The sequence below is a fragment of the Leisingera sp. SA32 genome (assembly GCF_056033425.1).
Map to the genome: position 1 here is coordinate 213,109 of NZ_JBVYHB010000002.1, position 20,503 is coordinate 233,611.

Consider the following 20,503-nt stretch of genomic DNA (forward strand, 5'->3'; position numbering starts at 1 on the left):
TATGGAAAGCCTGTTTGAAATCCTGGTCTCTGCCTGTCTGGTGATTGCCGGCGTCTTCGGCATCGTCGGCTCCTTCGGGCTGCTGAAACTGGATGACCCGATGTCGCGACTGCATGCGCCCACCAAGGCGACAACGCTGGGGGTCGGTGGTGTGCTCCTGGCCTCGATGCTGAATGCAGCTGCGTTCGGCGATTATTTCTCGATGCATGAGCTGATGATCACGCTGTTCCTGTTCCTGACAGCGCCGATCACCGCGCATTTCATCGCCAAGGTACATATCCACCGGCAGGAAAGCCGCGAGACCATGCCGGCCCCGGGCGAGGACGATCACTGGGCCACCCATGACACGGTCGAGGACGAACAGCGCCGCAACGCCACTGCGGATCCCGCAGAGCTTTGACCGTACAGCGCAGCAAAGGCCATTTCCGACATGCATGCTCCTCCTCTCCCCCTGACCCGAGACCTGGTGCTGATCGGTGGCGGCCACAGTCACGCCTTGGTCTTGCGCAAATGGGGCATGAAACCGCTGGCTGGCGCGCGCCTGACACTGATAAATCCTGGTCCCACCGCGCCTTACTCCGGCATGTTGCCGGGGTACGTCGCGGGCCATTACGCGCGCGATGAGCTGGACATCGACCTGATCCGCCTTGCCCGCTTTGCCGGTGCCCGTGTGGTCCTCGGCGCCGCCACGCATGTCGACACGGCGGCTCAGCGGGTGCATGTTCCGGGGCGGCCGCCGATCGCCTATGACGTGGCCTCCATCGACGTTGGCATCACCTCGGACATGCCTGATCTTCCTGGGTTCTCCGCCCATGCAACCCCGGCAAAACCACTGGGCGACTTCGCCGTTCGCTGGCAGGCGTTTTGCCAGGGCGGTGGTGCGGCACATGTGGCGGTGATCGGCGGCGGCGTCGCCGGGGCAGAGCTGATCCTGGCGATGGCATATGCCTTGAAGTCGCGCGGCCGACTGGCGCAAGCGACCCTGATCGACAGCGACCGGGCCTTGGCCACTGTCAGCGCCCCTGCCCGCGCCACCCTGCGGCGGGCCATGACCGAGCTGGGCGTGCGACTTGAAGAACACGCTGCGGTCGCCCGGATCGAGGCCGACCATATCCTGTTGGAGGACGGCCGCGAGATCCTGTCCGACTTCACAACCGGCGCCGCGGGCGCGCGTCCTTATGCGTGGCTCGCGGACTGTGGTCTTGATCTGCACGATGGGTTTGTCCGCGTCGATAGCACGCTGCAAAGCTCCGTGGCCAATGTCTTTGCTTCCGGCGATTGCGCCCACATGCAGCACGCGCCACGCCCCAAGGCCGGGGTCTATGCCGTGCGTCAGGCCCCGGTGCTGTACCACAACCTGCGCGCCAGTCTGACTGGCGATCCACTGCGCCGCTACCATCCGCAAAAGGATTACCTGAAGCTGGTCTCACTTGGAGCCCGGGAGGCCCTGGGCGAACGCCTCGGTCACAGTTTCAGCGGCCCGCTGATGTGGCGCTGGAAGGACCGCATCGACCAGGCGTTCATGGAGAAGTTTCGCGACTTGCCCAGCATGGACCCTCCGGGCCTGCCCGCTGAAACCACATTGGACATGGGCGAGGCCTTGGGCGACAAGCCATTGTGCGGCGGGTGCGGCGCCAAAGTCGGGCGCGGCGCCCTGCTGCCGACGCTTGGCGGGCTCGGCGATGCAGGCCGGGACGACATCACTCCGCTTCCCGGCGATGACGCGGCCCTGCTGACCACGGGCGGCGCGCGGCAAGTCATCACCACCGACCATCTGCGCAGTTTCTGCAATGACCCGGTCATGATGGCCCGCATCGCCGCAGTGCATGCGCTGGGAGACATCTGGGCCATGGGAGCCGAACCGCAGGCCGCCACCGTGACCCTGATCCTGCCGCGGATGTCGCCCCGGCTTCAGGCCCGCAGCCTGGCAGAGATCATGACGAGCGCCTCTGGCGTTCTCACCGACGCGGGTGCCGCAATTGTGGGCGGACACACCTCGCTGGGAGATGAGCTGACGGTGGGCTTCACCATAACCGGCCTGTGCCCAAGGCCACCCGTTTCCCTCGCAGGCAGCCGCCCCGGTGACGCGCTGATTCTGACCAAGCCGCTCGGCTCCGGTGTGTTGCTGGCCGCGGAGATGGCCGGACAGGCCGATGGCGCCTGGATCAACGCCGCGTGGGAGCAGATGTGCCAACCCCAGGGCGCCGCCGCCCGCATCCTCGGCCCGGTGGCTCACGCAATGACAGATGTGACCGGCTTCGGTCTGATCGGGCATCTGCTCGGCATCTGCGAGGCCTCTTCGGTGGGGGCCGAAGTTTTCACTGGTCGCGTGCCGCTGATGCAGGGGGCCGCCCGTCTGGCGGAGGCCGGCGTCCGCTCCTCCCTGTTTGCGGCCAATCAGGTGACAACGCCGGAACTGAGTACCAGCGGATGGCAGGATCTGCTGTTTGATCCGCAGACTGCTGGTGGGCTGCTGGCAGCGGTACCGGGCGAGCAGGCCGAAACGCTGCTGCGCCAATTGCAGGATGCCGGCTATCCGGCTGCCATCATCGGCCGGACCAATCAGGTGTCGGGGGCGATCACGCTCAGCAGCTGACCCGTCCCCGGTGGCGGCAGGGGCAAGGGGCCAGCCCCTCTTGGCCAAGCGGCCAATTCACCCCAGAGTATTTCGGACCAGAAAGAAACCGGACCCGCGCGGCGCATCAGCGCCGGGCGGGAGATCCGCCGGTGGCAAGACTAGACGGCGGCAAGCAGGTCTGACACCTGACGCGCCATCCTCTCTTGGCCGGATTCGTCCAACGTGGCGGCCTCGATGGTCGCGATCACCTCCGCACCGATCGCGGCACGGGACTTGCGATAGGCGGGATCGTAATGGTCGATCATCAGCGCATGGGTCAGTGCGGCTCGGTCACCGGCGGCGATGCTGTCAAACCAGCCGTCCACCACCGGACCGGACCGATGCGCGCGCAACGGAGCGAGCTTTTCGCGCAGGCGGTCGGCGTCGGACAGGATGTCATCGTAGGCCTGCACCAGATAAGAGCTGCGCGCTGCCACCGGTGCCTGGATCTCAATCCGGGGCGCCTGTTTCATCGCACTCCACAGAGTTGGCGGGATGATGCGCTGACCAATCTTGCTGGACTCCGCCTCTACCAGCACAGGTCGCGCCGGGTCCAGCCGCATCAGTGCGCCGGCGACGGCTGATTCAAAACCTTTTTGCGAAGGCTGCGGCGTCGGCATGTCGCCCAGCAGCGACCCGCGGTGATTGGCCAGACCTTCGAGATCCAGCACTTGGGCGCCGTGACGCCCGGCGCGTTGCAGGATCTCCGTCTTGGCGGAGCCAGTATAGCCGTCTAGCAAAATCAAGCGATACGGCAGCGGCGAGTCGTACATCGCGCTATGGACCAGCCGGCGATAGCTCTGATAACCGCCTGCGACGACCTCGGCCCGCCAGCCGATTTGCTGCAACATCCAGGTGAACGAGCCAGAGCGCTGGCCGCCGCGCCAGCAGTAGACCAGCGGCTTCCAGCTGCCCTCGTGGTGGCTGAGCCGCTGTTCGATGTGATTGGCCGCGTTGCGAAACACCATCGCTGCGCCCAGTTTGCGGGCCTTGAAGGGGCTGTCCTGCACGTAGATCGTGCCGACGTGCGCGCGTTCCTCGTTGTTCAGCACCGGCAGGTTGATCGCGCCGGGCACATGGTCTTCGGCGTGTTCAGCGGGGCTGCGCACATCGATCACCGCATCGAAGCCGTGGGCATAAAACTCTTGCAGGGATGTGAATGTCAGCGCCATGTCCCCGATGTAACCTGCGTCCGGACACGGGGAAAGCGACAAATGCCGGGCCTTTGGCAATAAACCTTGCATGGCGCGCGTGGCGGGCGCTATGGCAGGGAAAACCAAAACTCCACATACCCCGCGGGACGAGATCCGCGGACTTGGACCGGGGAAACAACTGCAATGGACACCAACCCGCTGGACACCGCCCCCCTGGACACCGACCCCCTGGACATCCACGCCCTGCCCGGCCACCTGATCCGGCGGCTGCACCAGATCTCTGTTGCCCAGTTCATGGATCGCATGGCCGAAGAGGACATCGACCTGACGCCGGTGCAATTCTCCGCCATGACTGCGATCCGCCGCCATCCCGGGATCGATCAGGCCTCTGTGGCCGGACTAATCGCCTATGATCGGGCCACCCTTGGCAAGGTCGTGGACCGCTTGGTGGACAAGGGATTGGTGGCGCGGCGGATCTCCGCGGCCGATCGGCGCGCCCGCGAGGTGCGCCTGACCAGTGCCGGCACCGCGTTGCTGGACCGTGTCCTGCCAATCGTAAAGGCAGCGCAGGCCCGCTTTTTATCCGGACTGAGCGCCGAAGAGCGGGACCAGTTCATTGCCTTGTTGCAAAAAGCCACGCTCGCCGCCAATGACCTGAGCCGCGCACCGCAACGGGATCTGCCCGACATTCAATCTGCAGGCTAGGGCACCTGCGCCCGGCGTCTGCTTTGCACGGGCTAATAAGCCCAGGGTCAGATCAGCTGGGTCGGCGGCTGCTCCACCGCGTCAAACGGCTCGATCAGCGCCTCGCCTTCTGCCCGATTGGAGTTTACTTTCGGATCGACCCGGTGATAGCGCAGCAGGTTCTCCGCGCCGGGCTGCATCAGGCTGGCGGCGCCATGCCCCTCCTCGCCCAGCCATTTTGCCCAGTCGTCAGTCTCCAGCACCAGCGGCATCCGGTGATGGATGGCGCTGACCGATTTGTTGGCGGCCGTGGTGACGATGGCGCAGGTCTGCACCGGGCTGGCCTGCGCCCAAGACTGCCAGATTGCCGCAAAGGCGATGGGAGCGCCGTCGCTGCGCTGAAGATACCAGGGTTGGCGGCTGCCGTCCGTTGCCTTTGTCCACTCGTAAAAGCCGCTGGCGGGGATCAGGCAGCGGCGCGTGCGGCAGGCCTCGGCAAAGGCGGACTTGCGCGCCAGCGTCTCCGCGCGGGCGTTGATGAGCAGCGGACCATCGGTTTCACTGCTGTACCAATGAGGCAGAAAGCCCCAGCGCATCGAGACCAGCCGACGGCCGCCTTCTGCGGCCTGTACCACATGCACCCGGCTCGTTGGGCAGACGTTGTAATCCGGCACCTTCGGCAGGTCATTGGCAGGCTGCGCCGCAAACAGTTGCGCCATGGCGTCGCTGGGCAGGGTTATCGCAAATCGTCCGCACATGGTATGTTCCCTGGCAGATTGCCTACGGCAGGCGGGTACAGGCGCAGCGACCGCGCCGTCGCTATTTCATATAGGCCTTGCGGGCCAGATCCAGCCGCGCGTCCATCATCGAGATCTGTTTCAGAATATCCTGACGACGACTGCGGTCACCGGCCTCCCGGAGTTCCTGCCGCAGGCGTTGCAGCTCTCGCGACAGGCTGACGAATTCCGGCACCCCGCCGCTTTCGCGGATCAGCCGGTTCACCATCTCGTTCTCCGGGTCATCGCAGGCTGGCAGAGGTCGCCCCGCGCCCGGCAGGTTTTCGAACTCGCCGTCTTTCTCGGCGGCTGCGATGCGGGCGTTGATGAGGTCAATCAGCGGATGGTCCATGTGGCAAGAATAGATAAGGCCGCGCGCCGCTTCAATGGCATTGGCCCAGCCGCCCGACGGCGGTCCACCCGTCGGCCCAGAAGGAAACGCCCGGCGGGTTGCACCGCCGGGCGAAAGCTTCGCAAATGGTCGCCCGGTTGCCCGTGCAGGCAAAGAGCTGACCGGTCAGCCCTGTGCGGGCTTATTTCTTGGTGATACGGCCGTCGGTATAGGCGCTGTAGGGGCCGGCCTCTGCCAGATACTCTGCTACGACATCCGCCAGGTCGGGGCCAAAGTCATAGGCGTTCTTGTCGTCGCCTGCGAACACCTTGTAGCCGTCGCCGCCATTACGGACATAGTTGTTGGACACCACACTGTAGGTCTTGTCCGGGTCGATCGCGGTCCAGGCATCGCCCTCCATGACCATCACGTCCGACACCCGCGCGCCCGCTTCCTTGGAGGCGTCGAAGGCAAACTTCATTCCCGCCACTTGCGGGAAACGCCCGGCGCCGTCCTCGATCTGGCTCACCCCGTTTTCCAAAGCATCGATCATGGTCTGGCCGCTCACCTGGAAGGTCGACAGCGTGTTTTGGAACGGCAACACCGACAGAACCTCGCCCATGGTCACCTCCCCCTGATCGATCGAGGCACGCAGCCCGCCGCCGTTCTGGATGGCGATGGTCACCCCCTGATCCTTGACCCGGGCCAGCATGGCATCGGCCACCAAGTTGCCCATCGCACACTCGCCCGACCGGCAGGCCTCGCGCGAACCATCGACCGCTTCGGAGGTCTCCGCCACCACGCGGGTTTTCATTTCCTCAATCGGAGCGCCCATTTCCGCGACCCGTGCCGCCATGTCCGCGTCCGGCGTGACCGAGGCGTCCAGCAGGATCGGCTCCCCCTCGGCGGCCGTGACATTGCCGTCATCGTCAAAGGTCACCGTCAGCTCGCCCAGATACTTGGAATAAGCATAGGCCTGCACCACCGGCACATCCCCCACCATGGTCGGATACGGTCCGGCTGCCTTGTCAGAGGTGTTGGACAGCAGCGTGTGCGAATGGCCGCCAACCACCAGGTCGATACCCGGAACCTTGGCGGCGATATCCAGATCCTTGGACAGGCCCACGTGGGTCAGCGCGATGATCTTGTTGACCCCCTCTTCCTCCAGCGCTGCAACATCGGCCTGAAGGCTTTCGATTTCATCCTGAAATACCACGTTCGGCCCCGGCGATGAGGTCTCGACCGTGTCGGTGGCCAAGGCTGAAATGATGCCAATCTTTTCGCCGCCCACCTCCAGCACCACGTGGTTGCCGACCTTGCCCTTCAGCGCAGGTTCGGACGTCAAATCCAGATTGCCAGAGATCACCGGGAAGGACACAGCATCAGTAAATTTCTCCAGCCCAGCAGGACCATCGTCAAATTCGTGGTTGCCAACCGCCATCACGTCATAGCCGATCGCCTCCATGAACTCCGCCTCGGCCGCGCCCTTGTAGGTGGTGTAGAACAGCGACCCCTGGAATGGGTCGCCCGCATCCAGCAGCAGCACGTTCTCCCCCTCCAGCGCTGCGCGACGCTCTGCGACCTTGGTCATGACGCGCGCAACCCCACCGAAGCACTTGCCCTCAGTCTCATCCTCGGCGCCACAGGTGGAATCGTATTTGTTGATCGACTCGATCCGGCTGTGGATGTCGTTTGTGTGCAGGATCGTCAGCTTGAACTCCGCCGCGGCCGCCCCCGCCGTCAGGGCCAGCACCGCAACCGATGTGAGAAATTTCCCAGTCATACAATATACTCCCGTTGTTTTGTTTTGCGTTGATCGTGCGCCCAAATCCCCCATCCGTCAAAGGGGAAAAGCGGCACCGGCACGACTTTTGCCCCCGTCTCCCTGGCTGACGGCGCGTAACTACGCACCAAGCGTTGAACCAGCCGCCAGCGGACACAACCGCCTTGCCTCTTGATTCAGCGCCCCGTGCAGGGCATCAGACCGCCATGCTGATCTACAAGATATTCCGCGCGGACGAATGGGCCGCCCTGCAAGCCGACGGCGAGACCCAAGGCGCGCCAATTGATGTAAGCGATGGATATGTGCACTTTTCGACCGCCAGGCAGGCGGCAGAGACCGCTGCCAAACATTTTTCCGGAGCAGAGGGGCTGGTGCTGCTGGCCTGCGATGCCGGGTCTATGGCGGATGACCTGAAGTGGGAGGTATCCCGCGGGGGGGCCGAATTCCCACATTTGTACCGCAAGCTACGCCTGTCGGATGTGGTCTGGTCCAAACCGCTACCCCTGGTTGATGGTGTGCATCAGTTTCCGGAGGGCATGGCGTGAAGCTGGTCGAGAGACTGGGCGTCGCGGCGCTGCACCGGCTGGACCCTGAGGCCGCGCATGGGGCCTCGATCAAGGCTTTGAAACTGGGGCTGGCCCCGGCGCCCGGCCCGATCACCTCTGCCAGGTTGCGGACCTCTTTGGCCGGGATCGAACTGCCCAATCCTGTGGGGCTGGCGGCGGGCTATGACAAGAACGCCGAGGCGCTGGCGCCCCTGGCAAAATCGGGTTTCGGCTTTATCGAGGTCGGAGCCGCCACGCCCCGCCCGCAGCCGGGCAACCCAAAGCCGCGCCTGTTCCGCCTTACTGAGGACCGCGCCGCGATCAACCGGTTCGGTTTCAACAACGAAGGCATGGAGGCAATTGGCGCCCGGCTGGCACAGCGGCCGCGCGATGCGGTGATCGGGCTGAACCTGGGCGCCAACAAGGACAGCGAAGACCGCGCTGCAGATTTTGCCCGTGTGCTGGCTCATTGCGGCGCGCATCTGGATTTTGCCACGGTGAACGTGTCCTCACCCAACACGGAGAAACTGCGGGATTTGCAGGGCAAGGCGGCGCTGTCGGCGCTGCTGTCGGGTGTGATCGCGGTGCGCGACGGTTTGGACCGCCGGGTGCCGGTGTTTCTGAAAATCGCACCCGATCTGGATCGCGACGGGATAGAGGATATCGCCGCCGTGGCACTGGACAGCGGCATTGATGCGGTGATCGCCACCAACACCACACTGTCGCGCGACGGTTTGCACAGCGCGCACAAGGACGAAGCAGGCGGCTTGTCCGGTGCGCCGCTGTTCGAACGCTCCACCCGTGTTCTGGCACAGCTGTCGCAGCTGCTGGACGGTCAGGTGCCGCTTGTCGGCGTTGGCGGCATCAGCACAGCTGCGCAAGCCTATGCCAAGATCTGCGCCGGTGCGAGCGCGGTTCAGTTGTACACGGCCATGGTCTATGGCGGGCTGTCGCTTGCGGCGGACATTGCCCGCGGGCTTGACGTGCTGCTGGAACAGGACGGCTTTGACACCGTCGCGCAGGCAGTTGGAACCAAACGAGAGGACTGGCTGTGATCACCTATTGGCACAATCCGCGCTGTTCGAAATCCCGTGCCGGTCTGGCGCTGCTGGAGGACCGCGGCGCAGAGGTTGCGGTGCGGCTATACCTCAAGGACGCGCCCACGGTGACAGAGCTACAAGAGGTTCAGGCAGCTCTGGGCCTGCCCGCGCTTCAAATGATGCGTCGCGGCGAGACGAAGTTCAAGGAGCTGGGGTTTGGCCCTTACACGCCGGAAAACGCGCTGTTTCAGGCCATGGCCGACCATCCGATCCTGATCGAGCGACCGATTGCAATCTCTGCGACCAAGGCGGTGATCGGCCGCCCGACTGAGGCCATCGAAACCGTCTTGCAGCCATAGCCGACGTCGTCCGGCGCAACCGGTCGAGATCAGGCCGCCACCTGCGCCTCCAGCCTGGAATAGCGCAATCCCAGGGTCACACCGCGGGCCAGGTTCAGCACCATCAGTGCCGCCCACAGCCCGTGATTGCCAAACATCGGCACCAGGACCAACAGCGCCACCACATAGGCCGCAACCGCCTGAAGCATCGCGTTGCGCATATCGCGGGTCCAGGTGGCGCCAATGAAAATCCCGTCGAACATGTAGCTTGCAACGCTCAGCACTGGCGCCACAATCACCCAGATCAGATAGACACGCCCGGCCTCGCGCACGGCGGGGGCGGTGGTCATCACGTCGATGATCGCAGGCCCCGCCAGCGCAAACCCCAGCCCGAGCAGCAGCGCACCGCCCAGACTCCATTGTGCGGCAACGATTGCTGCACGGCGCAGTCGCCCGCGGCTCCCGGCACCAACGGCCCCGCCCACCAGCGCTTCGGCGGCAAAGGCAAACCCGTCCAGACCAAAAGCTGTCACCGACACGAATTGCAGCAGGATCTGGTTGGCCGCCAGGTTTACGTCCCCCACCCCGGACCCGATGAATAGAAAGGTGGTGAAAGAACCGGTCAGCAGCACCGAGCGCAGCATGATGTCAGCATTGACCTGCATCATTCGGTGCAATCTGGCGCGGTCAAACACCCGCGCCCAGTTGCGCCATTGCTTGCCACCAAAAGCATCGCGGCAGAGGTACAGGCCCAGCGCGAGACCGCTCCATTCTGCAATCAAGGTGGCCGCCGCCACGCCTTCGACACCCCAGCCCAGCCCCAGCACAAACCACAGATCCAGCAGGATGTTCAGCCCGTTCATCCAGATTTGCAACACGAACACCCCGCGGGTGCGCTCCATCGCAATCAGCCAGCCGGTCACCGCATAAAGCGCGATGGTGGCCGGCGCGCCCCAGATGCGCACCTCCAGATAATCCCGCGCCAGGCGCTCGACCTCGGCACTGGCCGGGGCGATGGCAAAGGCAGCCCAGAACACCAGGACCTGCAACAGGATGAACGAAACCCCCGCCGCCAGCGCCAGCAGCAGCCCACGCATCAGCAGAGCGCCGGTTTCGGCCTGGTCGCCAGCCCCCCGCGCCTGTGCTGCCAACCCGGTGGTGCCCATTCGCAAGAAACCAAAGATCCAGTAGATCGAGGAGAGCACAACCGCGCCGATCCCGACGGCCCCAATCGGCGCCGCGGCGCCCATCTGGCCCACCACGCCGGTATCCACCGCCCCCAGGATCGGCACTGTCACGTTGGACAGCACGATCGGCAAGGCAATCCTGAGCACCCGAGAATGGGTGATGGGAGCGGATGTCTCTGTCGTCAACGGGTCAGCCTTTGGCGTCGGTGTCCTGGGGCATCAGGAAATGGCCGGTGGCCTGCGCAAACAGCTTGTCCTTGTGGTCCTGCCAGCTTTCCACATGAACCGAGGCATAGCGGCGTCCCGACCGGTTCACCCGGGCCCGCGCATAGGCGTCGCGCGGCAGGCCGGAGCGCAGGTAGTCCACCGTGAAGTCAATCGTCTTGGGCTGGCGCGGCAGATTGCCCAGCGCCATCTCCGCCGGGTCCAGATCGCCGGATTCGATACGCGGCCACAGGTGCGACCAATTCAGCGTGATCACCGCCGTGATCTCAAGAAAGGCCGCCGTGACACCGCCATGGATGGCCGGCAGAAACGGGTTGCCGATCAGCTTGTCGTCAAAGTTCAACTGCGCCGTCAGCTCATCGCCGCGGCGGTCAAAGGTCACGTTCAGAAACCGGATGTAGGGCACGGAATCGACCAGCGCCGACAGGGCCATGTCGCGGCGCTGCTTGATGACCTGAATGGGTTCGGGGCGGGGGCGGCTCAAAACTTATCCTCCACGGTAAAGGCACCAGCGGCGGTGGCGACGGGGCGGTCTTCATCCTCGTCCATGGCGACGGCCCGCACGAAGGCCACTGACCGGGTGATGTGGTGGCAGGTGGCGCGGGTGGTGATCGCTTGGCCGGGTGTGGCGGGCCGCATGTAGTCGATGCGCAGGTCGATGGTCGCGGTGCCGCCGGGCGCGGCCGGGTGGCTCATCACCGCAGCGCCGCAGCACGTGTCCATCAGCGCCGAAACCGCGCCGCCGTGAATCACACCGGTGGTCGGATCGCCGATCAGCTTGTCATCATAGGGCATGCGGATTTCGGCCGTGCCATCGCCGATCTGGGTCAGCGTCATGCCCAGCTGCCGGGCATGGGGAATGGCTTCGATGAATTGCCGTGCGAGCCGGGTCTGATCGGCCATGAAAATGCTCCCCTTTGGATGTTTCACCATCTTTGGCCGCGCATTCGTCAAAGCGCAAGGGCCGCGCAGCAGGCGCTTGCACTGGTTGCTGCAAGTGCATAGGTTCCCCGCAAGGGAGAAGCACGATGAGCGGCAACAGACTGTCATTCAAGGAAATGTGCGCCGAGTTCGAGGTCACGCCCCGAACCCTGCGCTATTACGAATACATCGAACTTTTGCAGCCTGACCGCGAAGGGCGGGCTAGGTTCTACGGCCCTCGGGAGCGTGCCCGCATGAAACTGATCATGCGCGGGCGCAAATTCGGCTTCCCGCTCGAAGAAATCCGCCAGTGGCTGCTGATCTACGAAGAACAGGGCAATGACGTGCAGAACCAGGCCTTTGTCGAAATGGCTGACCGTCAACTCGTCGAACTGGAAAAACAGCGCGAGCAGATCGACGAGGCGATCTCCGAGTTGGCCGATCTGCGCAAAGCGACCAAGGCGATGCTGAAGTAAGTGCGCTATCCGCGCGGCGCTGATGACGCCGCGCACCCCTCTGCCCCCCCTCTAACATCAAATGACCGCGCAGGCTCCGCGGGCCGCTTTCGGCCGCCGCGGCCGTTTCGGATTCGCCCAGCAGCCAACCAGCGCGCGGGACCGCGCGATCCGCGCGCCCTGTGACGCGACGCGGGACGTTGCGTCATTTTTCGCTTAATTTGTGATCGCCCCAGAGCGGCCGTAAGTGACGCAACGTAGAACTTACGTCAACGTCAAGTTCCCCTTGCAAGATGCGCGTCCTGATCCCAGCCTAATGGGGAACCAAGCCGCAAGAGTGACATCAATGACCGACAGAACCATGACCATCCGGGAAATGTGCGAGGCCTTTGACGTGACCCCCCGCACGCTCCGATTTTACGAAGCCAAGGAACTGTTGTTCCCGATCCGCGAGGGGCAGAAACGTCTGTTCACGTCGCGCGACCGCGCCCGGCTGAAGCTGATCCTGCGTGGCAAGCGGTTTGGCTTCAGCCTTGAGGAGATCCGCCAACTGCTGGACCTGTACCACGTTGGCGACCAGCAGCTGACCCAGCTGAGCCGCACCTATGAGATCGCCCAGGATCGACTGGCCGACATGGAGCGGCAGCGCGAAGAGCTGACCGAAGCCATCGAGGATCTGAAGGAACAGCTGGCCTGGGGCGCGCGGATGATCGCCTCCATGAAGGCAGACAAGAAAGCGGCGGAATAGCCCGCCTGCCCCCCTGCCACGGCACCCCAGTTTTTGACATAACCCAAGACGAGGACGACAATGCCTTCTTACACAGCCCCTGCCAAAGACGCACAGTTTATCCTGCATGATGTCCTGAAAGTCGCAGAGAGCGCCATCCCCGGCTACGCCGAACTGGAACCGGATTTCACCAATGCGGTGCTGGAAGAGGCCGGCAAGGTGGCCAGCGGCGTGTTGCATCCGCTGAACGTCGTCGGCGACACCGAAGGGTGCCGTCTGGAGAACGGTATCGTTCACACCCCCAAAGGCTTCCGCGAGGCATTTGAGCAAGTCAAGGAAGGCGGCTGGCCCGGCATCGACATGCCCGAGGAATTCGGCGGCCAGAACATGCCTTATGTGATCGGCACCGCGGTGGGTGAGTTCTTCTCAGCTGCCAACCAGGCCTTCACCATGTACCAGGGTCTGACCCATGGCGCGGCCTCGGCCATCCTGGCGCATGGCACGGATGCGCAAAAGGCCACCTATCTGCCCAATATGGTCAGCTGCCAGTGGACCGGAACCATGAACCTGACCGAACCGCATTGCGGCACCGACCTGGGCCTGATGCGCACCAAGGCAGAACCGCAGGACGATGGCAGCTTCAAGATTTCCGGCCAGAAGATCTTCATCTCTGCCGGCGACCATGACATGGCGGAAAACATCGTTCATCTGGTGCTAGCGAAGATCCCCGGCGGCCCTGAGGGCATCAAGGGTGTCAGCCTGTTCATCGTGCCCAAGTTCCTGGTCAACGAAGACGGCTCGCTGGGCGCACGCAACGGCGTTTCGGTCGGCAAGATCGAAGAGAAGATGGGCATCCACGGCAACTCCACCTGCGTCATGAACTATGACGAGGCCACCGGCTATCTGCTGGGTGAGGCGCACAAGGGCATGCGCGCCATGTTCACCATGATGAACGAGGCCCGTGTCGGCGTGGGCATGCAGGGTTTGGCCCAGGCTGAGGCCGCCTATCAGAACGCGGTGGAATACGCCAAGGACCGGCTGCAGGGCCGCGACGTGACCGGCGCCAAGAACCCCGAAGGCCCGGCCGATCCGCTGATCGTGCATCCGGACATCCGCCGCTCGCTGATGGATCAGAAAAGCTTTGCCGAAGGCGCACGCGCGTTCCTGCTGTGGGGTGCCACGCTGATCGACCAGGCCCACCGGGCCGAGGATGCGGACGCCGACGGGCTGATCTCGCTGATGACACCGGTGATCAAGGGCTTCCTGACAGATCAGGGCTACGACATGACCGTGCAGGCTCAGCAGGTCTATGGCGGCCACGGCTACATCGAGGAATGGGGCATGTCGCAATACACCCGCGACGCCCGCATTGCAATGATTTACGAAGGCGCCAACGGCGTGCAGGCGCTGGACCTGGTGGGCCGCAAGCTCGGTCAGCACGGCGGCAAGTATGTCCTCGCCTTCTTTGACATGGTGAAAACCTTCTGTCAGGAAAACAAAGATATTTCCGAGGAATACACCAAGGACTTCATCAAGCCGCTGCAAGCGGCATCAAAGGATCTGCAAGCGGCCGGCATGTTCTTCATGCAGCAGGGCATGAAGAACCCCAACCAGGCGCTGGCCGGCTCCTACGACTTCATGCACCTGTTCGGCCATGTCTGCCTTGGCCTGATGTGGGCGCGCATGGGCAAGGCCGCACAGGAAGCGCTTGACGCCGGGGCCACTGACGCGGCGTTCTATGAGACAAAGCTGGCCACCGGCCGCTACTACATGGCGCGACGCCTGCCTGCGACCAAGCTGCACCTGGCGCGCATCGAAAGCGGCGCCGAGACAGTGATGGCGCTGGACGCGGAGGCCTTCTGATATTGCTGGGGTGCGCCCGCGCGGCGCACCCCGTCGGCCCTGACGGTGACATTCGAACGCAAAGGAGCAAACCATGCCAAAGCGCTTTCGCCTGACCCGCCGCCTGCCCGTCGCCATGACCGAAGACGGCTACAGGCGGCTGAGGAAGTTCGCCCTGGAGGCCGGTCTGGACGAAGGCGAAGCGCTGTCCTTTCTGTTCGAGAATTTCGACAGCGTGACCAATCACGACAACCTGACCCACCGGCTGCGGCTGTTCAACGCCGAGCTGGAAAGCCGCAAGACATAAGCCCCACAAGGGGCAGCACGGGGAGAGAGCCATGACCAGTAACACATCCGCATGGATGACGCCTGAACACCAGATGCTGGCCGACATGACCGCCCAGTTCATCACCAATGAATGGGCGCCGAAGTTCGAGATCTGGCGCAAGCAAGGTATGATGGATCGCGAGACCTGGGAACAGGCAGGCGAACTCGGCCTGCTCTGCCCGTCGGTCCCCGAACAGTACGGCGGCGCGGGAGGCGATTTCGGCCATGAGGCGGTGATCCTGATGGAAGGCAGTCGGGCCAATCTTGCCAGTTGGGGCCACGGCATCCATTCCGGCATCGTGGCGCACTACATCCTGGCGTACGGCACCGAAGAGCAGAAACAACGCTGGCTGCCAGACATGGTGAGTGGCAAGCTGGTCGGCGCGCTGGCGATGACCGAGCCCTCCACCGGCTCCGACGTGCAGGCGATCAAGACCAAGGCATTGCGGGACGGAAACGGCTACCGGCTGTCAGGGCAAAAGACCTTTATAACCAACGGTCAGCACGCCAACCTGATCCTCGTGGCAGCCAAGACGGATCCTGCGGCAGGCGCCAAGGGGGTGTCGCTGGTGGCAGTGGAAACAGATGGCGCCGCAGGCTTCAGCCGCGGTCGCAATCTCGACAAGATCGGCTGCCATGCGGCGGATACGTCAGAGCTGTTTTTCGACAACGTCGAGATCCCGCCGGAGAACATTCTCGGCGGCGCGGAGGGCCAGGGGTTCTACCAGATGATGCAGCAGCTGCCCCAGGAACGTCTTATCATCGCCTGTGGCGCGGTCGGGGCGATGGAGGGTGCGACTGCTGGCACCGTCGCCTATTGCAAGGAGCGGGAGGCGTTTGGCGGGCCGCTCATGCAGTTTCAGAACACCCGTTTCAAACTGGCCGAATGCCTGACCAAGACCACGGTGGCACGCGCCTTCCTGGACGAATGCATCGCCGAACACCTGGCGGGCCGCTTGAGCGTTGAGAAGGCAGCGATGGCGAAATACTGGATCACTGACACCCAAGGCGAAGTGCTGGACGAGTGTCTGCAGTTGCATGGCGGCTACGGCTACATGCAGGAATATGCGGTGGGTGAGATGTGGGCCGACGCGCGCGTGCAGCGGATCTACGGCGGCACCAATGAGATCATGAAGGAGCTGATCGCGCGGGCGCTATAATCGCAGGAGCCGCGGCAGCACCGCAGGAGGTTGAGGATGGGTTCTCAGTATTTCGGGATAGATGAAACACAGACAGCACCCCTGCCCACAGGTTCTCGCCAAATGAGCGGGGACACCATCACCTTTTACGGCCATCGGCTCTCCAGCCTATACCGCAAGAAAAATCTCGAAAACTTCAGAAGGGTGCGGGTCAACGCCCCATCATCTGTCCAAAAATACGCCACGGGGATGCGGTGGTGTGACCCCCCCACTCCGCCATCCGACACAGGGAGAAACACATGACAATCAAACTGCATTGTTTTGGCGAAAGCGGCCATTCTTACAAGGCCGCCCTGGCGCTGGAACTCTCCGGTCTGGAGTGGGAGCCGATCTTTGTCGATTTCTTCAGCGGGGCGCATCGCACCGACGATTACCGCCGCCTCAACCTGATGGGCGAGGCCCCGGTGCTGATAGATGGCGACATACACCTGTCGCAATCCGGCGTAATCCAGCAGTACATTAGCGACAAGACCGGCAAGTTCGCAGGCCGCCCGGAAGACAAGTACGAGGTTCTGCGCTGGATCCTGTGGGACAATCACAAGCTGTCCAGCCAGGCCGGGATGACGCGTTTCCTGATGAACTTCATCCCCGAGGACAAACGTCCACAGGAGGTCATCAGCTTCATGCAGGGGCGCCTGCGGGCGGCCTTCAAGACGCTGAATTCCCATCTGCAGGGCCGCACGTGGATGGTCGGTGATCAGTTGACCAACGCTGACCTCACCTGTTGCGGCTACCTGTTCTACCCCGAGCCTTTCGGCTTTGACCGTGCCGACTGGCCCCATATCGACGCCTGGCTCTCGCGCATCAGCGCGGTGCCAGGCTGGCAACACCCCTATGACCTGATGCCCGGCAAACCGTCGGACCGGACTTGAGGAGACCAACATGACCGAAGCATATATCTATGACGCCCTGCGCACGCCGCGCGGCAAAGGCCGTAAGGATGGCGCCCTGCACGAGGTGACCTCTGTGCGGCTCAGCGCCCTGACGCTGAACGCGCTCAAGGAGCGCAACAACCTCGAAGGCCATGCCGTCGAGGACGTGATCTGGGGCAACGTGACCCAGGTCAAGGAACAGGGCGGCTGCCTTGCGCGCTCTGCCGTGCTGGCCTCGGACCTTGATGAGCGCATTCCGGGCCTTGCGATCAACCGCTTCTGCGCCAGCGGCATGGAAGCAGTAAACCTCGCCGCGAACCAGGTGCGTGGCGGCGCGGGCGATGGGTACATCGCAGGTGGCGTCGAGATGATGGGGCGCGTGGCCATGGGCAGCGACGGTGCGGCAATTGCTGTCGACCCGACCCTGGCGATGGACACCTACTTCGTGCCGCAGGGTATCTCGGCCGATATCATCGCCACCGAATACGGCTTCACCCGCGACCAGGCGGATGCGCTGGCAATGGAATCCCAGCGCCGCGCGGCCAAGGCCTGGGAAGAGAAGCGTTTTGACAAATCCATCATCACCGTGCGCGACCAGAACGGCCTGCCGATCCTGGACCACGATGAATACATGCGCCCCGGCACCGACATGCAGGCGCTGGGTTCGCTGAACCCCGCGTTCCAGATGATGGGCGAGCAGATGCCCGGCTTCGACAAGATCGCGATGATGAAATACCCGCATCTGGAGCGGATCAACCACATCCACCACGCGGGCAACTCCTCCGGTATCGTGGACGGCGCTGCGGCGCTGCTGATCGGCAACAAGGAATTTGGCGAAAAGCACGGCCTGACGCCGCGCGCGCGCATCAAAGCCACCGCCAAGATCGGCACCGATCCCACCATCATGCTGACCGGTCCGGTCCCGGTCACCGAAAAGATCCTTGCCGACAACGGCATGTCGATCGGCGACATCGACCTGTTCGAAGTGAACGAAGCCTTCGCCTCCGTCGTGCTGCGGTTCCAGCAGGCGTTCGATGTCGATCCGGAACTGGTCAACGTCAACGGCGGCTCCATCGCCATGGGCCACCCGCTGGGCGCCACCGGCGCGATCATCATCGGCACCCTGCTGGATGAGCTGGAGCGGCAAGACAAGCAATGCGGTCTTGCCACCCTGTGCATCGCATCGGGCATGGGCGCCGCCACTATCATCGAGCGCGTCTGAGCGCCGCAGCCTCACCTGAACAGGGTTGGAGACACAAAGAATGACTGATTTCAAATACGACGTAGACGCAGACGGCGTCGCAATCATCACCTGGGACGCGGAAGGCAAGTCCATGAACGTCCTCACCCGCGAGGCCTTTGGCCTGGTTGAGGAATACGTAGACCGCGCCCTTGCGGACGAAGCCGTCAAAGGCATCGTCATCACCTCCGGCAAGAAGGACTTTGCCGGCGGCATGGATCTGAACGTGCTGGCCACCATCCGCGAGGAGTCGGGCGACAACCCGGCGCAGGGCCTGTTCGACTTCACCATGAGCGGCCACCGTATCCTGCGGAAGCTTGAACTTGCCGGCATGGACCCGAAGACCAAAAAGGGCGGCAAGCCGGTGGCCTGCGCCATCAACGGCACCTGTGCGGGCATTGGCACCGAGATTGCGCTGGCCTGCCATCACCGGGTGATGACCGACAACCCGAAGGCCAAGATCGGCCTGCCGGAAATCATGATCGGCATCTTCCCCGGCGGCGGTGGCACCACGCGCTATTCCCGTATGGTGGGGGCCATGGCGGCAGCGCCTGTGCTGCTCGAAGGCAAGATGATGGACCCGAAAAAGGCCAAGGGCGCGCAGCTGGTGGATGCCGTCTCCGACGATCCGCTGACCGCGGCCCGCGAATGGGTTCTGAACGCCAAGGACGCCGACCTGGTGAAGCCTTGGGATGCCAAGGGCTACAAGATGCCCGGCGGCGCGCCCTATCACCCGGCGGGTTTCATGACCTTTGTCGGCGCCTCGGCAATGATCAACGGCAAGACCCAAGGCGCCTTCCCGGCGGCCAAGGCGCTGCTGTCGTCGATCTATGAAGGGGCCATGGTCGACTTCGACACCGCGCTGAAGATCGAGGCGCGCTGGTTCACCCATGTGCTGATGAACCCGTCGTCCTCGGCGATGATCCGCAGCCTGTTCCTGAACAAGCAGGCGCTGGAAAAAGGTGCGGTTCGGCCCAAGGACGTGGCGGACCAGACGGTCAAGAAAATCGGCGTGCTGGGCGCCGGCATGATGGGTGCGGGTATTGCGCTGGTGTCGGCCCAGGCAGGCATGGACGTGGTCTTGATCGACCGCGACCAGGCCGCGGCAAACAAAGGCAAGGCCTATTCCGCCGACTACATGGACAAGGGCATCAAGCGCGGCAAGGCGACGGCGGAGAAGAAAGAGGCGCTGCTGGCGCAGATCACCGCCACCGCCGATCTGGACGCGCTGAAAGGCTGTGATCTGATCATCGAAGCCGTGTTCGAGGATCCGGGCGTCAAAGCCGAGATGACCCGAAAGGTCGAGGCGATCATCCCCGAAGACTGCATCTTTGCCTCCAACACCTCGACCCTGCCGATCACCGAACTGGCCAAGGCGTCCAGCCGTCCGGAACAGTTCATCGGCATCCACTTCTTCTCTCCGGTTGAGAAGATGCTGCTGGTCGAGATCATCAAGGGCAAGGGCACCGGCGACCGTGCGGTGGCCAAGGCGCTGGACTACGTGCGCCAGATCCGCAAGACCCCGATCGTCGTGAACGACGCACGTTTCTTCTACGCCAACCGCTGCATCCTGCCCTACATCAACGAAGGGCTGCGGATGATCACCGAGGGCGTCTCGCCCGTGCTGATCGACAATGCCGCGCGGCAACTGGGCTTCCCCGTGGGGCCGGTGCAGCTGACCGATGAGACCTCGATTGATCTGGGCGCCAAGATCGCCCGTGCCACCAAGGAAGCGATGGGTGACGCCTACCCCCAAAGCCCCGCGGACGATTTGATCTTCTGGATGGAAGACCAGGGCCGCTTGGGCCGCAAGGCCGGTGCGGGCTTCTTCGACTATGATGATAAGGGCAAGCGGGTTGAGTACTGGAAAGGTCTGCAGGAGAAATACCCGCAGGCAGCAGAGCAGCCGGATCTGATCGAGGTGCAGGAGCGGCTGATGTTCGCACAGGTGCTGGAAGCGGTGCGGGCGCTGGAGGAAGGCGTGCTGATGGACATCCGCGAGGGTGACGTGGGCGCAATCCTGGCCTGGGGCTTTGCGCCCTGGTCCGGCGGGCCGCTCAGCTGGTTGGACATCCTGGGCACGCCTTACGCGGCAGAGCGCTGTGACGCGCTGACCGAAAAGTTCGGCGCGCGCTTCACCTGCCCGGCGTTGCTGCGGGACATGGCAGACAAAGGCCAGAGCTTCTATGGCCGGTTCGCACCGGAAAAATCCGCCGCCTGAATGGAACGCTGAAATAAAA

Annotated in this window: 21 protein-coding genes; 14 read left to right on the plus strand and 7 right to left on the minus strand. The window is 63.6% G+C overall.

Annotated elements, in window-relative coordinates:
* Position 1 precedes the first annotated feature (1 nt).
* Both AC0IPL_RS03650 and selD read left to right on the plus strand, forming a co-directional pair.
* Positions 2-400, plus strand: coding sequence for a Na+/H+ antiporter subunit G (locus AC0IPL_RS03650; RefSeq protein WP_474272265.1), 399 nt, complete (start codon positions 2-4; stop codon positions 398-400).
* 30 nt (positions 401-430) lie between these two features.
* Positions 431-2,596, plus strand: coding sequence for a selenide, water dikinase SelD (gene selD, locus AC0IPL_RS03655; protein WP_474272266.1), 2,166 nt, complete (start codon positions 431-433; stop codon positions 2,594-2,596).
* A 140-nt stretch (positions 2,597-2,736) separates the two neighbouring features.
* Here the strand turns inward: selD and mnmH are convergent, their stop codons facing one another.
* Entirely contained in the window at positions 2,737-3,789 is a 1,053-nt protein-coding gene (mnmH, locus tag AC0IPL_RS03660; protein ID WP_474272267.1) for a tRNA 2-selenouridine(34) synthase MnmH, read from the minus strand.
* A 165-nt stretch (positions 3,790-3,954) separates the two neighbouring features.
* On the opposite strand from mnmH, the gene AC0IPL_RS03665 reads away from it, so the two are divergent.
* On the plus strand, positions 3,955-4,476 hold the full coding sequence (locus tag AC0IPL_RS03665; RefSeq protein WP_474272269.1) for a MarR family winged helix-turn-helix transcriptional regulator: 522 nt from the start codon (positions 3,955-3,957) through the stop codon (positions 4,474-4,476).
* Positions 4,477-4,523: 47 nt separating this feature from the next.
* Here AC0IPL_RS03665 and AC0IPL_RS03670 read toward each other — a convergent pair whose 3' ends face one another.
* The 3 genes from AC0IPL_RS03670 to AC0IPL_RS03680 form a co-directional block, all read right to left on the minus strand.
* Positions 4,524-5,213 (minus strand): SOS response-associated peptidase, encoded by a 690-nt coding sequence (locus AC0IPL_RS03670; RefSeq protein WP_474272270.1) that lies wholly within the window; start codon positions 5,211-5,213, stop codon positions 4,524-4,526.
* 61 nt (positions 5,214-5,274) lie between these two features.
* The gene (locus tag AC0IPL_RS03675; RefSeq protein WP_474272271.1) at positions 5,275-5,583 is read right to left on the minus strand and encodes a DnaJ family domain-containing protein; all 309 of its coding nucleotides are present in this window, start codon (positions 5,581-5,583) and stop codon (positions 5,275-5,277) included.
* A gap of 181 nt (positions 5,584-5,764) precedes the next feature.
* Positions 5,765-7,345, minus strand: coding sequence for a bifunctional metallophosphatase/5'-nucleotidase (locus AC0IPL_RS03680; protein WP_474272272.1), 1,581 nt, complete (start codon positions 7,343-7,345; stop codon positions 5,765-5,767).
* A gap of 206 nt (positions 7,346-7,551) precedes the next feature.
* Between AC0IPL_RS03680 and AC0IPL_RS03685 the strand changes: the two genes are divergently transcribed.
* Genes AC0IPL_RS03685 through arsC form a run of 3 tightly spaced genes read left to right on the plus strand, consistent with a single transcriptional unit; the run spans position 7,552 to position 9,289 of the window.
* The gene (locus AC0IPL_RS03685; protein ID WP_474272273.1) at positions 7,552-7,890 is read left to right on the plus strand and encodes a DUF952 domain-containing protein; all 339 of its coding nucleotides are present in this window, start codon (positions 7,552-7,554) and stop codon (positions 7,888-7,890) included.
* Positions 7,887-8,945 (plus strand): quinone-dependent dihydroorotate dehydrogenase, encoded by a 1,059-nt coding sequence (locus tag AC0IPL_RS03690; RefSeq protein WP_474272274.1) that lies wholly within the window; start codon positions 7,887-7,889, stop codon positions 8,943-8,945. Before AC0IPL_RS03685 ends, AC0IPL_RS03690 begins: the two co-directional genes overlap by 4 nt.
* The gene (gene arsC, locus AC0IPL_RS03695; RefSeq protein WP_474272275.1) at positions 8,942-9,289 is read left to right on the plus strand and encodes an arsenate reductase (glutaredoxin); all 348 of its coding nucleotides are present in this window, start codon (positions 8,942-8,944) and stop codon (positions 9,287-9,289) included. Before AC0IPL_RS03690 ends, arsC begins: the two co-directional genes overlap by 4 nt.
* A gap of 29 nt (positions 9,290-9,318) precedes the next feature.
* Here arsC and AC0IPL_RS03700 read toward each other — a convergent pair whose 3' ends face one another.
* From AC0IPL_RS03700 to AC0IPL_RS03710, 3 genes are read right to left on the minus strand one after another with little or no spacing between them, the layout of a single operon-like run.
* A complete protein-coding gene (locus AC0IPL_RS03700) occupies positions 9,319-10,641 on the minus strand; it encodes an MATE family efflux transporter (RefSeq protein ID WP_474272276.1) in 1,323 nt (440 codons plus the stop codon).
* Positions 10,642-10,645: 4 nt separating this feature from the next.
* Positions 10,646-11,164 (minus strand): PaaI family thioesterase, encoded by a 519-nt coding sequence (locus AC0IPL_RS03705; RefSeq protein ID WP_474272277.1) that lies wholly within the window; start codon positions 11,162-11,164, stop codon positions 10,646-10,648.
* Entirely contained in the window at positions 11,161-11,583 is a 423-nt protein-coding gene (locus tag AC0IPL_RS03710; RefSeq protein ID WP_474272278.1) for a PaaI family thioesterase, read from the minus strand. Before AC0IPL_RS03710 ends, AC0IPL_RS03705 begins: the two co-directional genes overlap by 4 nt.
* 125 nt (positions 11,584-11,708) lie before the next feature.
* On the opposite strand from AC0IPL_RS03710, the gene AC0IPL_RS03715 reads away from it, so the two are divergent.
* The 8 genes from AC0IPL_RS03715 to AC0IPL_RS03750 all read left to right on the plus strand — a co-directional run bounded on the left by AC0IPL_RS03715 (position 11,709) and on the right by AC0IPL_RS03750 (position 20,484).
* Entirely contained in the window at positions 11,709-12,077 is a 369-nt protein-coding gene (locus AC0IPL_RS03715; protein WP_474272279.1) for a MerR family transcriptional regulator, read from the plus strand.
* Positions 12,078-12,402: 325 nt separating this feature from the next.
* Positions 12,403-12,804: a MerR family transcriptional regulator gene (locus AC0IPL_RS03720; RefSeq protein WP_474272280.1), complete on the plus strand. Its 402-nt coding sequence runs from the start codon at positions 12,403-12,405 to the stop codon at positions 12,802-12,804.
* 60 nt (positions 12,805-12,864) lie between these two features.
* Positions 12,865-14,646: an acyl-CoA dehydrogenase C-terminal domain-containing protein gene (locus AC0IPL_RS03725; protein ID WP_474272281.1), complete on the plus strand. Its 1,782-nt coding sequence runs from the start codon at positions 12,865-12,867 to the stop codon at positions 14,644-14,646.
* A gap of 73 nt (positions 14,647-14,719) precedes the next feature.
* On the plus strand, positions 14,720-14,932 hold the full coding sequence (locus AC0IPL_RS03730; RefSeq protein ID WP_474272282.1) for a hypothetical protein: 213 nt from the start codon (positions 14,720-14,722) through the stop codon (positions 14,930-14,932).
* 31 nt (positions 14,933-14,963) lie between these two features.
* Positions 14,964-16,112 (plus strand): acyl-CoA dehydrogenase family protein, encoded by a 1,149-nt coding sequence (locus AC0IPL_RS03735; RefSeq protein ID WP_474272283.1) that lies wholly within the window; start codon positions 14,964-14,966, stop codon positions 16,110-16,112.
* A 278-nt stretch (positions 16,113-16,390) separates the two neighbouring features.
* The gene (locus AC0IPL_RS03740) at positions 16,391-17,023 is read left to right on the plus strand and encodes a glutathione S-transferase family protein (protein ID WP_474272284.1); all 633 of its coding nucleotides are present in this window, start codon (positions 16,391-16,393) and stop codon (positions 17,021-17,023) included.
* Between the two features lie 10 nt (positions 17,024-17,033).
* Positions 17,034-18,245: an acetyl-CoA C-acetyltransferase gene (locus AC0IPL_RS03745; RefSeq protein ID WP_474272285.1), complete on the plus strand. Its 1,212-nt coding sequence runs from the start codon at positions 17,034-17,036 to the stop codon at positions 18,243-18,245.
* Positions 18,246-18,285: 40 nt separating this feature from the next.
* Positions 18,286-20,484 (plus strand): 3-hydroxyacyl-CoA dehydrogenase NAD-binding domain-containing protein, encoded by a 2,199-nt coding sequence (locus AC0IPL_RS03750; RefSeq protein WP_474272286.1) that lies wholly within the window; start codon positions 18,286-18,288, stop codon positions 20,482-20,484.
* Positions 20,485-20,503 lie beyond the last annotated feature (19 nt).